Source organism: Pseudoalteromonas phenolica (assembly GCF_044788725.1).
Lineage (GTDB): Bacteria > Pseudomonadota > Gammaproteobacteria > Enterobacterales > Alteromonadaceae > Pseudoalteromonas > Pseudoalteromonas phenolica_C.
The window spans coordinates 2,925,611-2,940,451 of sequence record NZ_CP173161.1 but is presented as its reverse complement, the minus strand read 5'-3'; the positions used below and the strand labels follow the sequence as shown (position 1 = coordinate 2,940,451).

The 14,841-nt window shown below is 41.5% G+C and carries 13 protein-coding genes; 7 read left to right on the top strand and 6 right to left on the bottom strand.

The features are described from left to right. Window positions 1–29 precede the first annotated feature (29 nt). The gene (locus tag ACH784_RS13385; RefSeq protein ID WP_404390965.1) at window positions 30–1,421 is read left to right on the top strand and encodes a PLP-dependent aminotransferase family protein; all 1,392 of its coding nucleotides are present in this window, start codon (window positions 30–32) and stop codon (window positions 1,419–1,421) included. 255 nt (window positions 1,422–1,676) lie between these two features. Here the strand turns inward: ACH784_RS13385 and ACH784_RS13380 are convergent, their stop codons facing one another. Both ACH784_RS13380 and ACH784_RS13375 read right to left on the bottom strand, forming a co-directional pair. After that, window positions 1,677–2,033 carry a RidA family protein gene (locus ACH784_RS13380; RefSeq protein ID WP_058029098.1) on the bottom strand — a complete coding sequence of 119 codons (357 nt, stop codon included), beginning with the start codon at window positions 2,031–2,033 and terminating at the stop codon, window positions 1,677–1,679. 83 nt (window positions 2,034–2,116) lie between these two features. Beyond that, on the bottom strand, window positions 2,117–3,190 hold the full coding sequence (locus ACH784_RS13375) for a type 1 glutamine amidotransferase domain-containing protein (RefSeq protein ID WP_404390962.1): 1,074 nt from the start codon (window positions 3,188–3,190) through the stop codon (window positions 2,117–2,119). 146 nt (window positions 3,191–3,336) lie between these two features. Between ACH784_RS13375 and ACH784_RS13370 the strand changes: the two genes are divergently transcribed. The 6 genes from ACH784_RS13370 (at window position 3,337) to ACH784_RS13345 (ending at window position 9,797) form a co-directional block, all read left to right on the top strand. Beyond that, window positions 3,337–4,023, top strand: a complete 687-nt coding sequence (locus tag ACH784_RS13370) for a response regulator transcription factor (RefSeq protein WP_404390960.1) — start codon at window positions 3,337–3,339, stop codon at window positions 4,021–4,023. Next, on the top strand, window positions 4,023–5,267 hold the full coding sequence (locus tag ACH784_RS13365) for a sensor histidine kinase (protein WP_404390958.1): 1,245 nt from the start codon (window positions 4,023–4,025) through the stop codon (window positions 5,265–5,267). Before ACH784_RS13370 ends, ACH784_RS13365 begins: the two co-directional genes overlap by 1 nt. A 139-nt stretch (window positions 5,268–5,406) precedes the next feature. After that, on the top strand, window positions 5,407–6,330 hold the full coding sequence (locus tag ACH784_RS13360; RefSeq protein ID WP_404390956.1) for a tetratricopeptide repeat protein: 924 nt from the start codon (window positions 5,407–5,409) through the stop codon (window positions 6,328–6,330). 96 nt (window positions 6,331–6,426) lie between these two features. Then, window positions 6,427–7,461, top strand: coding sequence for an NAD(P)-binding domain-containing protein (locus tag ACH784_RS13355; protein WP_404390954.1), 1,035 nt, complete (start codon window positions 6,427–6,429; stop codon window positions 7,459–7,461). Window positions 7,462–7,549: 88 nt separating this feature from the next. Next, complete coding sequence (locus ACH784_RS13350; RefSeq protein ID WP_404390952.1) at window positions 7,550–8,290, top strand: hypothetical protein; 741 nt, start codon at window positions 7,550–7,552, stop codon at window positions 8,288–8,290. A 175-nt stretch (window positions 8,291–8,465) separates the two neighbouring features. After that, complete coding sequence (locus ACH784_RS13345; RefSeq protein ID WP_404389461.1) at window positions 8,466–9,797, top strand: IS4 family transposase; 1,332 nt, start codon at window positions 8,466–8,468, stop codon at window positions 9,795–9,797. Between the two features lie 43 nt (window positions 9,798–9,840). Here the strand turns inward: ACH784_RS13345 and ACH784_RS13340 are convergent, their stop codons facing one another. From ACH784_RS13340 to ACH784_RS13325, 4 genes are all read right to left on the bottom strand, one after another. Further along, a complete protein-coding gene (locus ACH784_RS13340; RefSeq protein ID WP_404390950.1) occupies window positions 9,841–11,688 on the bottom strand; it encodes a DEAD/DEAH box helicase in 1,848 nt (615 codons plus the stop codon). Window positions 11,689–11,880: 192 nt separating this feature from the next. Beyond that, complete coding sequence (locus ACH784_RS13335) at window positions 11,881–12,147, bottom strand: GrxA family glutaredoxin (RefSeq protein ID WP_404390948.1); 267 nt, start codon at window positions 12,145–12,147, stop codon at window positions 11,881–11,883. Window positions 12,148–12,300: 153 nt separating this feature from the next. Further along, a complete protein-coding gene (locus ACH784_RS13330) occupies window positions 12,301–12,579 on the bottom strand; it encodes a peptidylprolyl isomerase (RefSeq protein ID WP_404390946.1) in 279 nt (92 codons plus the stop codon). A 100-nt stretch (window positions 12,580–12,679) separates the two neighbouring features. Then, on the bottom strand, window positions 12,680–14,770 hold the full coding sequence (locus ACH784_RS13325) for a TonB-dependent receptor plug domain-containing protein (RefSeq protein ID WP_404390944.1): 2,091 nt from the start codon (window positions 14,768–14,770) through the stop codon (window positions 12,680–12,682). Window positions 14,771–14,841: the final 71 nt, after the last annotated feature.

Below are 14,841 nucleotides of genomic sequence, written 5' to 3'. Positions count from 1 at the left end.
GGTTAAAAAGCAGCAATGATTTTATTGTTATGAATACAATTTGGCAGCCAGATTTAGATAGGTTTAATACACTTTCACAAACTCACCCAAAGTACCGCGCTTTGGCAGAGTTAATTGAGCAGGCGATTGCTGAAGAAGCATTGGTCTTTGGTGAGAAATTACCGCCACAACGACAGCTCGCAGATTTTCTGTCGATCACCCATGGGACGGTGACACGGGCCTATGCTTTGTTGGAGCAAAGGGCGGTGGTGACTGCTAGACTTGGGGCAGGTACTTTTGTCGCGGTCAAAGAGCAAGTCAGTGAGTTTGCCGCTACAACAGATTTTGCTTCCAGCATGCAGCCCATGATGGGGCAGCAGCAAGTGCTGGCTAAAGCCATGCAATCTCTTGCTAATGAGCCAGTAGAGTTAGAGCAGCAAATGACTTACAAGCTTAATGGTTTGCCACATCATCAACGCTTCTTTAAGAACTGGTTACAGCAAAAAGGACTTGAGTGTGCGCAACATGAGGTGATTTTTTGCCAAGGGGCTCAGCAGGGAATTTACTCAAGTTTAGCTGCTGTATGTCAGCCCAATGATTATGTTGTGCATGAAAGCCTTTGCTATCCCGGTTTTTATCATGCCTGTGACGCGCTTAATTTAAATACCTTAGGTATTACTGTGCAGCAGGATGGCTTAGATCTAGATGCACTCGAGCAAGCGTGTAAAACTTATTCGGTGAAAGCCATTTACATTACCCCAAACTGCCAAAATCCGACGAATGTGCGTTATAGCGATGAGAAGTTGCAGCAACTGTTAGCATTGAGTCGCCGTTATAATTTCTTTATTCTTGAAGATGATGTTAATTACTGCTTGCCTGGCAATTGGCGTTTACCGCTTTGGCAGCAAGCACCTGATAGAGTGTTTTATATTGCGAGCTTTTCTAAGTACTTTGCAGGCGGCTTGCGAGCCGGCTATGTGCTTGCGCCGGTACTTTGGCAGCAAACCTTATTAAAACAAATTCACAGCCAGTGTTGGGCGGTGTCTATGATGAACTTCGAGCTTTTGATGCGCTCGCTAAAAAGCAAAGAGTTTGTTTATAATCAAGATAAACTGGCCGAAGAAATTCGCTATCGTATCGCTACACTCAAAGCGGTTTTCGAAAAACATCAAATAACGGCGGTATTTGCAGGGCTAAATGTATTTATTCCGCTAGCAAGTGAATTGAATATGCATGCTTTGGCGGGGCAATTAAAAGCCAATAAAGTCGAAGTGCGTACATTAGACGTGTTTGAAAACCCTAAACAGCCGCCTGATTATACTTTAAATGGTTTACGCTTTACTATTGGTGGGCCAAGTAGTCGTGCAGAATTTGATTTAGGTGTAAAACGTGTTGATGACGTGTTTGAACAACTGAAGCGTCCAGCAAATATTGTGATTTAAGTGAATTAACCTGAGCTTTGGATAATAAATCTATCTCCAGCGGCTACTTTCAGCGCTCACAGCGTTGAATTTACTTACAATAGGCCAGCTATTGATGCGTAAATTCGCCTTGTTATCGCTAAAAGTCTCCGGCTGCAGACTTGAAAAAGTACTTATCATTTTCAATATCAATACTTTAGTAAATCTCTTAACCAAAGCTCAGGTTAAATTAAATGAGCAAAACAGTGGGTTTTGCTCGTTTGGATGATTGCTAGATTAAGCGTTTTTAACCGCAGCAACCACAGATACTTCAACAAGTAACTCAGGGCGCGCCATCGCAGCTTCAACACATGCACGAGCAGGGGCGTGGCCTTCAGGTACCCATGCATCCCACACTTCATTCATCTCGGCGAAATATTGCATGTCTTTGATGTACACTGTAGCACTTAACATATGTTCGCGATCAGAGCCCGCTTCTAGAAGTAGGGCATCAACCTTGTCTAGCATGGTTTGCGTTTGCTCTTTAATACCTTGCGTGGCATCTGCACACACTTGGCCGCAAAGATAAACAGTATTGTTGTGAACCACAATACGGCTCATTCGTTGTTTTGTGTGCTTGCGCTCAATTGTCATGACGATTCTCTTTTAACGATTATTTTGATGCTGCAAGTGTACAAACTATTGCATTAAAAAGCAGTCTATACGGCCAAAAAAGTTTAAGTTAAATTTTTCAACTGCTGTACGAAGACTAATAAGCTAACTCCTTCAATCACATCAAACTGCATAAATGCCATGAGCGAATGTATAAACACTAGGTTACGCATGTACGGCTGTTGTTTTTCTAGTAAAGACTTTGCAACGGCAAGGGCTTGCTCAGCGCCTTGCTGATGATAAGTATTCATTATGGTGACGGCGTGTTCTTCTGCGGTGATCTCACGTGCTTTTGGCGTGTATCCTAACTGCTTAATCGTGGCTTCTGCCATGGTCCAGACAGACCAAGGGTTTTGCCCAGTAATTAAGTTGCCATCGACTTCAACATTATCAAGGTACATGGCGCCTTCACTGAAATTTGCGCCTTGCTCGGTCAGTGTGTCTTGTAGCAATTGACCAAAAACTTCTGGCGCATTTGGAATAAGCAATAGCTCTTCATCGTTGGTAAAAGCGGTGATGGCTTTATTGGCAACAATATAATCGCCTTGAGCGTTCTTAGCACCGATCAGGGCTGCAGGTCCATGACAAACTGCGGCAATGGCCTTGTTATTATTGTAAAAATGCTCAACAAGACGAGTGATATCAGGGTTATCAACAAAGTCGAACATGGTGCCTTTACCGCCGACAAAATACACTGCTTGATAGTCATCTGGGTTTACTTCACTTAGCTTAAAGGTTTGCTCAAGCTTTTTGCTTGCCGCTGCATCGTTTAAAAACGCATAGTCGTATTGGTTCATATCGTCGCCATCAAGCACTTGTGGTGGCTTGCCACCTTGTGGGCTGGCGATATCGACACTAAAGCCGTTGGCTTCAAATACATAGTATGCACGCGACAACTCAGTCAATTCATAGCCAACGGTTTTACCTGTATTACCAAGTTCACTGTGGCTGGTAACCACCGCTAATATTTTGCCTCTGTGCTCAGGGATATTTTCTGTAATGTAAGGTAGATCTGCCTTTTGAGTATTTTTGAAATCATGCTTAAAAGCGTCTATGTCTATTAGGTTGTACGCCCAGTATCCGGCAGCTACAAGAACTAAAACCACAGCCAATAAACTTAAAAGTATTTTCTTAACCATATCAATTGCTCCTTTAATGAGATGCAATGAGCTTAAAGGCTTAGGTGTGAAAACGATGTGAAAGTGAATTTCACATTACCTTCACGGTGTGACATGGCATACTCGAGGTATCGCATTAGGTTGAAAAGAATAAGAATGGATTGGGTATGACATCTGCATTATCAATTTTAGTGGTCGAAGATGAAACTGATATTGCTGCCAACATAGGGGATTACTTGATGGCACAAGGTCATGAAGTTGATTTTGCTTATAGTGGCACGCAAGGGCTCGAACTGGCGCTGAATAGCTATTTTGATGTCATCGTGTTAGATGTCATGTTACCCGGTCTTGACGGCTTACAGGTTTGTCAGCAGTTAAGGACCCAAAGTACCCGTCATATTCCCATTATTATGCTGACCGCACGTGACACGCTAGATGATAAGCTCAGCGGTTTTAAGCAAGGAGTTGATGATTATCTGACAAAACCCTTCGCGCTGGCAGAGCTCTTGGTGCGCATTGAAGCGTTATCAATACGCCATCGGGTTGCGACAAATCATGTACTCGAAATTGGCGAGTTGAAAATAAACCGTCAGACTCAAACCGTAGAACGTGCGCAAAATGTAATCCCCTTATCGAACTTACATTATCAAATCTTATTGGCTATTGCTGAGTCTCATCCAAAACCTTTAAGTCGCAGCGATCTGATGACAAAGGTATGGGGGGCAGAGCCGCCAGAGTCAGATGCGCTTCGCTCGCATATTTATCAAATTCGAAAGCAACTCGATAAACCGTTTACCTATGATATGTTGGCGACTTTGCACGGTGTTGGCTTTGCTTTTAAGGAAGAAAGTTAATGTTTCGCACTATAAAAAGCCGTTTTGTTGCCTATTTTGGGCTATTTACCCTCATCAACTCAGGCCTATTTGTCGGTATGAGTTTTATTTTTATGTTCACGGTAGAAGATGTATTTATTCACCGTGAAGTTATGGAAGAGCGACAACGCCTAGAGCAAAGCTACGAGGCAACAGGGCAGTATAGTTCACCCAGCAAAAGCTATTTTAGGGTTTATAACAACCGACAAGCATTGCCCGAAAAAATCCAACGCTCTCTTGAGCTGTATCCCAAAGAGAAAGAGATCTTTGGTGATAATGGGCTGCACTATCATATTGAACGATTAAAGTTTGATGATGCGCTGTTGGTGTCAGAAGTGAGTCAGTTATTGGTTGTCAGGGGCTTTACGCAGCCTGCGCTTATTGTGTTAGGCGTCATGGCGGCAATCATGCTGCTATTTAGTGCTTTATTGGCTTATTTCTTTTCTAAACGCGCTTTAAAACCACTTACTGAGCTTAGCGAATTACTTAATTCATGCGACCCTGAGCACCTTCCAAAAGGCTTTGCAGCACCATTTGCAAATAACGAACTCGGAGCGTTTGCCAATAGTTTAGAAAATGCCCTCAATGAAGTGTCTGAGTTTGTCGAGCGAGAACTGCAGTTTACCCGAGATGCTAGTCATGAGCTGAGAACCCCGATCACCAGTATTTTAGGAGCATGTGAGCTGCTACAGGCAGACAAGCAACTAACAACCCAACAGCGGGGCGTATTTATGCGTATTCACCATGCTGCTGAGAATATGCAAAAGACAGTAGAGAGCCTATTACTCGTTGCGCGGGGCGAAACTCAGCTCACTAAACAGCCCGTACTTGTTGAGCCGCTCATTGAGCAAAGTATTTTAAACTACGCTGAGCAAATCAGTATTAAGCAACTCGAAATTGAATGTGAGATAGAGCCTGGTTCAACATTAAATGCAGACTCACAAAGCTTGCAGATCATCATCGAAAACTTAGTGCAAAATGCGGTGCGTTATACCGAGCAAGGCGGGATAAAAGTTCACGCCCGAAACGGTGTGTTTGAAATTAAAGACACTGGTTGTGGGTTTGATTTTCAACACGCCAAGCAGCAAGGTGTAAAAGCGAAGAACAGCAGCGGCTTTGGTATTGGTTTGTCTTTGGTTGAGCGCTTATGTGGTGTAAATGGTTTGAGCTTGACGGTTGAATCTTCAAATCTGGGTACTAGTATTAAGTTAAAAAGTACCAGTTAAAATTCAACTGCTAGTTATTTGTGCTTAATGTTTTGTAATGCAGTGTAAATGAGCGCTAAATTTAATAGTTTTTTCTTATCATTGTTCTTACTTGGTTAGACTAGACTAGCCATGTTGTGCTGTTTAATAAGCTAAAATTATGGCTTTTGTTTTTATTATTCTATTTTTATTTTCTACTTTTTCAGCTTTTGCTTCTGAGCATTTTAGCGATCATGAAACATATTGTTTAAAAAATGAAGAACAGGCCTGTTTAGTATTATTAAATCAGCAAATTAATGTCACACCTCTATACTCCAGAGCTTGGTTCAAATTAGTCTCATATAAGCTTGATTATTACTATGACAAGCGAGAATTTATAAAGCTAGAACTTACTGCAAAACCTCTTTTTGACATTGAAAATAAGCCTGATGTCTTCGACATGCAGCTTAATTATTATTATTCAAAGACATTGGCGTATTTTGGGAAGAAAGAGCAAGCGAGGCAATATGCGCAAAAGGCAATTTCTAAACTAGAAAAAATTTACCATATTTTTGAAGATCCGATGCGGATGGTCGAAATTGCTAATTTAGAATATGTGTTTGGCGATAGACAAAAAGCCTACCAGTTACTTTTATTGGCTGAAAACAAATTTGGCAAACGTGGCGATCCTATATTCCATCTTGAATTGCATACAAATAAAGGCCATATCTTTTTTACTTGGCAAAACTACGAGCGTGCCGCTAAATTTTACAAACTTGCACTCGATTGGATTAAAGACACAGAGCATGACGCTAAAAAAGTGATTGCTTACTCTAACCTAGCCAGAACCTACCAATTAATGAATAAACATGAGTTGGCGCTTGAACATTATAGACATACCGAAGAACTATTATTAGAACAAAAAAATCCTCGGCTTCTAGCTGTGATACTTATTCGCACAGCTGAAGTATATGAGCAGCTTAATGAGCCTGAGAAAGTGGCGCAGTTTATTGAAAGAATAAACTATGCTGACCTTTCTAGCGGTTATCAAGAAACGTTTAAAAGACTTTCTGGTTTCACCTCCTCAAAATTAAAAAATCTATAACTTAGCCTTTTCTCAGGCCAATTAAGTTTAGCTAGTTTGTTCAATTCTTAACGTCATAAACCTCTTACGATAAACACTTCTTATCTTGGAGTGGTTATGAATTTAAAAACGAATGTGTTAATTATCGGTGCAGGCCATATGGGCTTAGCACTAGGAAGCCGCTTATCAGCCTTAAATATTGATTATTTAATCCTTGATAAACATGAGCACGTTGGTGACCAATGGAGGAAACGTTATCAGGGCTTAACCCTATTTACCCCGAATAAACTAAATCGGTTGCCTGGCTTTTATATCCCACACTCTCAAGGTGATTACCTTACTAAAGATGAATTTGCTGATTATTTATCAGAGTTTGCTTTGATCAATAAGCTCGATATTAAAACAAATTGTCATGTTTTAAAGGTAACTTATGATGGAATGAATAAGTTTTCTGTTTTTAGCGAGCATGGGGAGATTAAAGCGAAGCAAATTGTTTTAGCTACCGGCGCCTTTAATGTGCCTGTAAAACTATTTAATGGAGATACTCAGTTCTTACAGCTAGGTTTAGAGCAATTACAGAGAATGGACTTCAAAAATCAGCAAATCTTAGTTGTGGGCGATGGTGCTTCTGGTCGGCAAATTGCGAAAAAGCTCAGTGATAAAAACAAGGTTTACTTGGCACAAGGCAAAGAACGTAATCTATTTCCTGAGCATATTCTAGGAATTAAAACATTTTCATTGCTGAAATGGTTTGGTCTTTTAAGGCTTCCTAAAAACTGCAATATCGCTCAGTTTTTAAAAAATAGAGACCCTTTCCCAGATACGAATATCAATAACGAAGCACTTATAGCTTTGGGAGTTGATTTAAAACCCAGAGTTGATTCAGTTAATGGCGCTCATGTCACTTTTGATAATGGAGAAAAGCTCACGCCAGATATCATGATTAACGCGATTGGCTATAAAGACGACTTTAGCTTTATTCATATTCCTCAGTTATATAAAGGCAATAATGAGTTCGATACAAGCGCAGCTGAAACCTTGGGAGTCTTTAAAATAGGGCAGCCTTGGCAACATAATCGAGCCAGTGGTTTGATCTGTGGTGCTGAGTTTGAAGTAGAAAGATTGCTAGAAAAGCTGAATGCTCTCAAGTGAATTTGCTTTAAAACTGGTCTTTTTATCAGCTTTCCATATGGTAATATCCATGTTTCTTATTTAGGAAAATTCAATTAAGGAAGTGTGGGTGTTAAAGAAAATGGGAGTTTTGGTCGCTGTTGTAGGCATAACAGGGTGTGAGTCAACGCCAACGGTTGAGCCAGGTTTATCAAGATTCGACAGTCCTGAAGTTCATTCTGAAGCATTTAAGATGCGCGCAAGTTTAGGGCTCGAAGGCAAGAACATTGTTTCTGAAGATGGTTTAAGTGAAAGTAATAATCATCCATTAAGAGCCGATGTTGCCGTCACGCTAGGCAATGGTGTTGAGGTTTCTTACCTTTATTCTACAGATACTAAGGTTGCATTAAAGTATCAATTTTATGGCGCACCGAAAGAGCAATTAAAAGTAGGTAATGTCTCTCAAGCTATTTCTATTGGGTATGTGAAGTCACCAGAGCAGTCAGGTAGCAAAAAAGATCGCAGGTGGTCACAGCGCTATGATTATTTAGATTTAGCTTGGGTCACAGGATATCGCGTTGCGGCAGATAAACTTATTTATGGTGGGGTATTTTATCAGCGCGGTGAGGCGACAGGCGAAAAGTATAACTTTAACTTTGATATAGATTGTGACTGGGATAATAATTCACAACGCTGTTTTTTAAATGATTTTCAGACAGATGGCACAAACTATGGTGTGAATGTTGGGTTTGAATATCAATTCAGCAGCTGGTCATCGGTGATGTTAGAGTTTGTTCATGGTAATGCTAAGTGGTACGGCAACAACCATGCAGAGAGTGCATTAGGTGCTAATTTTTCATTCCACTTTTAAGAAACTAGCCTATTTCCAATTCTCAAAATAGTTCGCTAAATTTAGGGGGTAGGTTTAAGAAATAAAAAACCCGCAACATGTGCAATGCTGATCAGTTAAGAAACAAATAGATCAGTTGACCGATCTTTTAAAGGGTTCAGAATCCGATATTAGGAAACTAATATCGGATTTTTTTATGCCTCTTTCTAATCACTGTGACGACCTAACTTCGTTTTTAGATGATGTACACACCCTGGATAAACTAAAGAATGTCCTTGATGCCGATATACTTGAACAGGCGTTCGAATATGCTGGAGTTGCAACCGTGCGTCGAAGAAGGTTGCCGTTAGAAGCTATAATGTGGTCAGTCATTGGTATGAGCCTATTTCGTAACGAAACAGTATGGGATATCGCAAGCCGATTAGATATTACGCTGCCGGGGAAAAATAAACTGGTTGCGCCCAGCGCTTTGGTTCAAGGCCGTCAACGTTTAGGGGTTGATGCAGTGTGTCACTCGTTTCGATTGTTGGCCCAAAGAGCATTTTACAAGCATGCCTTTGAGCAGTGGTGTGGACTGAATTTGTTAGCTGTTGATGGAGTGAGCTTTAGAACTCAAGATAACGAAGAAAATCGTATTGCGTTTGGTAGTGACAGTAATCAATTTGGTGAAGGCAGTTATCCTCAAATCAGGATGTGTAGTTTGATGGAGGTATCAAGCCATCTATTACTGGATAGTAGCTTTGATGCACGCCATGTAGGGGAAATGACACTTGCCAAAAGACTTTTATCGTCTGTCCCAGATGACTCTTTAACGCTATTTGACCGTGGCTATTACTCTTTAGGCCTTTTATATCAGTGGCAAAGACAAGGTAAAAATACACATTGGATGTTACCAGCTCGCAAGGATTTACAATACCAAGTTGAACGTCATATCAGCGATGAAGATAAAATAATCTCTTTACATACTAGCCCTCAAGCTAAAAGTAAATTTAAAGATTTACCAGAGCAAATAACCGCCCGACTCACTACGTATAAAGTTGATGGGAAAAGCTACCGTGTACTGAGTTCATTAATCGATCCCATGCGTTATCCATATGATGAATTAACAGAAGTCTATACTCAGCGTTGGGAAATAGAGTTGGGCTTTAGAGAAATGAAACAAGGGTTGCATCAGTCTAAACATGCATTACGAAGTAAAAAGCCAGATATGGTACGTCAAGAGTTATGGGGACTACTGTTAGCTTACAACTTAATCCGCATTGCAATGATTGATGCAACGAAAGCGGAAGAAATCCTGATACCCAGACAACTTAGTTTTAGTTTATGTATGCGCCATATCATCGCATTTTTTATGCTCACTCCTATCCACAGTGCGAGTAAGTTGCCAGTACATTATGAAGAGCTGCTGACAACACTAAGATTGTTTGTATTACCAGACCGGCTTCCTGATAGGAGATACCCAAGAGAGGTTAGAAAGAAACCAAGGAAATATCCGTATAAAAGAAAATGCCAGTCAATTCTTAACTGACTGGCATTACGCAACATGTGCGGGTTTTTTTATAGCTGTGCGATTAAGCTGTGAAGCTTACTGGGCGACGCTCTTTGCGTTCACCACGCTCGCCGTCACGACGAGGCTTACGGTCACCGCCACGGTTATCACGGAAGCTACGCTTACCTTCACCACGGTTTCCACGATCGTTACGCTCACCACGGAAGCCACGCTCTTGACCACCACCTGCTTGATCAGCTGGGTGTGTACTCTTAGTCATGTTCATAGGACGCTTACAGATAAATACGTTCTTGAAATGACCTAGTACGTCAGCTGGCATATCTTTCGGAAGCTGAACGGTACTGTGCTCGTTGAATAAACGAATGTCACCGATGAACTTGCTTGAGATATCAGCTTCATTCGCAATTGCACCAACGATGTTCTTAACTTGTACACCGTGATCACGACCAACATCGATACGGTATGTATCCATAGGTGTTTGGCTGCTGTTGCGATTGCCACGGTCACCGCGCTCACGACCACGACGCTCACCACCACGCTCATTACGCTGACCATCACGGCCACGGCGATCATCACGTTCACGACGTTCGCGCTTAATTTCTTCAACTTTTAACGGTGAAGATTCTTGTGCAAGTGCTAGTAACGCGCCCGCTAAGTCTTCAGGGCTTAGTTCAAGCTTTTGAGCAAGATCTACAGCAACTTCATTAAAGAAAGTAATGTCTTTGTGCTCTAGTGCATTAGTAAGCTTAGCTTGTAATGCTGCGATACGTTTTTGCTCAACTGTTTTCGCATCTGGTAATTCAACTTCTGCAATCTCAGACTTCGTGTGACGCATGATGTTACGTAGTAAGTAACGCTCATTGCCTTTCACGAATAGGATTGCTTTACCAGTACGACCAGCACGGCCAGTACGACCAATACGGTGAACGTATGCTTCGCTGTCTTGCGGGATATCGTAGTTGATAACTAAGCTTAAACGCTCAACGTCAAGACCACGTGCTGCAACGTCAGTTGCAATTACGATGTCTACTAAGCCGCTTTTTAAACGATCAACTGTACGTTCACGTGCCTGTTGGTTCATGTCACCATTTAATGGCGCCGCAGAGAAACCTTCACGCTCAAGTAGCTCTGCAAGTTGAACAGTATCGTTACGTGTACGTACGAATACGATTGCGCCATCGTAATCTTCAGCTTCTAAGAAGCGAACGATTGCTTTGTTCTTATGAACAGTAGAGCGCCAGAAAACTTGTTCAACTGTTGATACAGTTGAGTTACGTGCTGCGATTCGAACTTGCTCTGCGTTGTCTAAGTACTTAGTACAAATAGACTGAATTTGCTTAGGCATAGTTGCTGAGAACAAACAAGTTTGCTTGTCTTCAGGTGTTTGCTCCATGATGTTTTCAACATCTTCAATGAAGCCCATGCGAAGCATTTCGTCAGCTTCATCAAGAACAAGTGCATCAAGCTGCGATAGATCAATCGTTTTACGGTTGATGTGGTCGATAAGACGACCTGGAGTCGCAACAATAATTTGTGCACCACGGCGTAAAGCACTTAGCTGGATGCCGTAGCTTTGACCACCGTAAAGCGCGAGTACTTCAACGCCTTTAGTGTATTTAGCATATTGTTCAAATGCTTCTGCTACCTGAATAGCAAGTTCGCGTGTTGGTGTTAACACCAAAATTTGTGGCTGCTTAGTAGCCGGGTCTATATTGTTTAATAGTGGTAATGCAAATGCTGCTGTTTTACCTGTACCCGTCTGCGCTAGTCCCAGTACGTCCTTTCTTTCTAGCAATAACGGTATACATTGAGCTTGGATCTCAGATGGTGTCTTATATCCTTGCTCTTCGACTGCTTTTAAAATTGCAGGTGAAAGATCTAAAGATTCAAACGTGACTGGTTCTGACATTAATGCGCCTCAACGAATTTAAAGAGGCGCGCATTGTATAGGAAAAGCCCAGCAATTGCTTGTATAAATTAGAACTAATTTATATGTGACTGATGTTGTGCGAAATTTAATCAGTGTGTTTTGTGCAAGTTTACAGCAAAGTAACAATTTCAAGGCTTTTAGGGCTTTTACTTTTCTGCAAAGAAGCCTTGACTAATTACTGTACAAACCTAAATTTGCTTTTGCATAGGCTTCAAAGTCGGTGAATCCACCAATGTGAGATTGATCTAAGAAAATCTGTGGCACAGTCGGACAAGGTTTGCCTGCTGACTTTTCTAAATCTGCTTTACTCACACCTTCTTTGATGATGTCTACGTAGCGATAGTTAAAATCGTCACGCTCTGTTTTTAAACGCTCGGCAAGTTCTTTTGCACGAACACAGAAAGGACACCCTTCACGACCAAAAATAACTGTAAACATATTGAATTCCTCGTTGATGATTTTGTTTAACTACAACTAAGTTTAGAGGAATTTATAAGAAGTAAAAGTTGATTAATTGAATCGAAATCATCAATAAAAGTGATGGTAACGAAGCAGCAAGCTTCGTCTCATTCATTGAGGGCTTATTAAGTGTTAGGTTCTGTAAACGGTTTTGATGAGGTGATAGCCAAACTTAGTTTTCACAGGACCATGCACCCCAAACAATGGCTTTTTAAACACCACATCGTCAAATGCCTTAACCATATCGCCTTTGTTAAACTCACCCAGATCACCGCCACGCTTTTTAGAAGGGCAGGTAGAGTGCTGCTTGGCAAGCTTATTAAAATCTCCACCTTTTGCTAATTTAGCTTTTATGGCTAAACACTCTTTCTCGGTTTTGACTAGTATGTGGTATGCGCAGGCTTTTGGCATGATAAAAGTTCTCTGGTGTCGTTTTGTTTGCGCGGATCATGCAGGGCTTACCAAGATATGGCAAGCCCTAGGAGGGTCGAAAACTAATTTAAAAGTGATATTAGAAAGTCACGCTAAACCCAATAGAAGGGCGCATCTCAAAGTCATCGGTTTCTTCTTCTATATATAAGTCATTTACTGACTTCACCTTTTTGTAATCAAGGTCGATGCTGCTGACATTGTCTTGGCCGTATGCGTTCATTAGTTCCAGAATAAGTTTACCATCTAGGCCAAATACGCGTGTTTTACGTTCAAAACGTATGTCGAGTCTGTGATACAGATCGTGACGCTCTGAGAATGGCTCGCCATAGACAGGTAAAAAGCGATTATCGAAGTCTGGGTTTTCTCTCACGCCAACAATCGGTGTATATGCTTGACCACTTCGTGCTGTAAAGTTAAAGCCACCTTGCCAGAGTTCATTGATTTCGTAGTTAAATACCGCATTAAACACAAAAGGGGTATCGGCATAGTAGTCACGCGTGACATTATTTCTTAAATCAGTACGCTCACTTTTGGCATAACTAAAAGCCAACCATCCATACCAGTTATCGGTTTTGTTTTTATTGATCAGAAAGTCTACCCCATAGGCTCGGCCTTCAACATCATTGGCATAAAGGTTTTGCGCATCAGGTGCGTCATCCGCAATGGCAAGTGGTAAGTCGTCCATGGTTTTGTAATAAGCTTCAACAGACCAAGACCATTCATTTTCAAGCTCTTGTGCGAACCCTAGCGTTGTATGATTTGCCGATTGTGATTTTAAATTCGGATTGCCGACTTCAGGCAAAATATAATCAATGTCTTGCTGACGATTATATTGTCCAAACTTGGCTGTGATGGTACTTGAATCTGACAAATAGTAATTTAAAGCAAGGCGAGGCTGCACAAAGTTTTCATCGGTGAGTTTGTTATGTTGGAATTGTACGCCGGCTTCCGTTTGTAGCATGTCGTTGATTTGCCAAATATGGGTGACACCTACAAAACCACTATCAGCGCCAGCAGTTTGCTTACCTGAAATACGCTCCCCTTTTTTCAGGTCGCAATCAGGGTCAAGCTCAGTACATAAGTATTGGAAGGAATCATATTTATAAGTGGTTTCGTTGTCGTAAAAGCCAACGTCGGTCACGAGTCTGTGTTGGTTATTTAAACGGTAATTCAACTGCGCTTTTAGGGTGGTTTGCTTTTCTGACTCTTCTTCAAAGTAGCCATTCGTTAAAGTTGCACGCTTGCCATATTCAAGTCGACCAGAATGGTCAAGCACACCTAATCCTACTCTAAAGTGATAATTTTTGTTGTAGTGATCCCATAAGATATTTTGGCTGGTGAACTCACGGATAAATCGTGCATCGCCCTGAAATTCAGGTGTCTTTTGTGCAAGTTCAGCACGTTCATTAAAGCCAGCTGCGGCTGAGTCTTGCGCGCCAGTAAAGTTAAACGTTAGAGTATTATTGGCATTGATATCCCAAAGCCATTTCCCTTGATAATCGTGATCGTCCGGTGCATCGTTTATGATCACCCCTGTTAATTCGCCATCATCATCTTCAAGCTCTTCTCCTTCCGAGAAAAATAGCGGCAAAGTGCTTTTACGGGCTGAAAAGTAAAATGCGGTATTCTCTGTGGCCTGTCCTTCAACAAATACACCGGCATTAAACATCGAAAAATCTAGGGTAGTGCTTATAGGCTGATACTTAGGGTTGCGTAATGTTACGTCAAACACTGCGCCAGTGGCGTTGCTGTAACCTGCGCCATAGCCCGCTGAATAAAGCTGGAAATCTTGAATAATATGACGATTGAAAATAGAGCTGCCAAAGTCATGGAATATATAGCCCGCAGGCATAAAGTCTACTTCGAAAATATTATCACTGGGTGATGAACCACGTACAGCTGGCTCGCTCATTGAGCCGCCTGCTGCGACTACGCCTGGGAGTGCATAAACGGCTCTTAGCGGATCACCAAGGGCACCGGGCATTTCAATCAACTTTTCAGTGTCTTCGGTTATTTCACTGGTAATACTGCTGCGTTTATAAAGTACTTCAATGTGCTCCATTTCTTTGTTCTGTGGCTTTTGCTCATCAGCATGAACAGACAGTGAAATGGCTAAAAATAGCGGTGAAAACTTAAATAGGGTTGTTGAAAATGCGCCGAGCTTGTTCATTTGGAGTCCTTGTTGCAAGCTGAGTTTGTATATGTTGGCGACTAGTTTAAGGAGATAAGTTGTAAGTGTGT

Coding starts and splice junctions, on each gene's coding strand:
- ACH784_RS13385 (WP_404390965.1), top strand. CDS start 30: ATGAATACAATTTGGCAGCCAGATTTAGATAGGTTTAATACACTTTCA.
- ACH784_RS13380 (WP_058029098.1), bottom strand. CDS start 2,033: ATGACAATTGAGCGCAAGCACACAAAACAACGAATGAGCCGTATTGTG.
- ACH784_RS13375 (WP_404390962.1), bottom strand. CDS start 3,190: ATGGTTAAGAAAATACTTTTAAGTTTATTGGCTGTGGTTTTAGTTCTT.
- ACH784_RS13370 (WP_404390960.1), top strand. CDS start 3,337: ATGACATCTGCATTATCAATTTTAGTGGTCGAAGATGAAACTGATATT.
- ACH784_RS13365 (WP_404390958.1), top strand. CDS start 4,023: ATGTTTCGCACTATAAAAAGCCGTTTTGTTGCCTATTTTGGGCTATTT.
- ACH784_RS13360 (WP_404390956.1), top strand. CDS start 5,407: ATGGCTTTTGTTTTTATTATTCTATTTTTATTTTCTACTTTTTCAGCT.
- ACH784_RS13355 (WP_404390954.1), top strand. CDS start 6,427: ATGAATTTAAAAACGAATGTGTTAATTATCGGTGCAGGCCATATGGGC.
- ACH784_RS13345 (WP_404389461.1), top strand. CDS start 8,466: ATGCCTCTTTCTAATCACTGTGACGACCTAACTTCGTTTTTAGATGAT.
- ACH784_RS13340 (WP_404390950.1), bottom strand. CDS start 11,688: ATGTCAGAACCAGTCACGTTTGAATCTTTAGATCTTTCACCTGCAATT.
- ACH784_RS13335 (WP_404390948.1), bottom strand. CDS start 12,147: ATGTTTACAGTTATTTTTGGTCGTGAAGGGTGTCCTTTCTGTGTTCGT.
- ACH784_RS13330 (WP_404390946.1), bottom strand. CDS start 12,579: ATGCCAAAAGCCTGCGCATACCACATACTAGTCAAAACCGAGAAAGAG.
- ACH784_RS13325 (WP_404390944.1), bottom strand. CDS start 14,770: ATGAACAAGCTCGGCGCATTTTCAACAACCCTATTTAAGTTTTCACCG.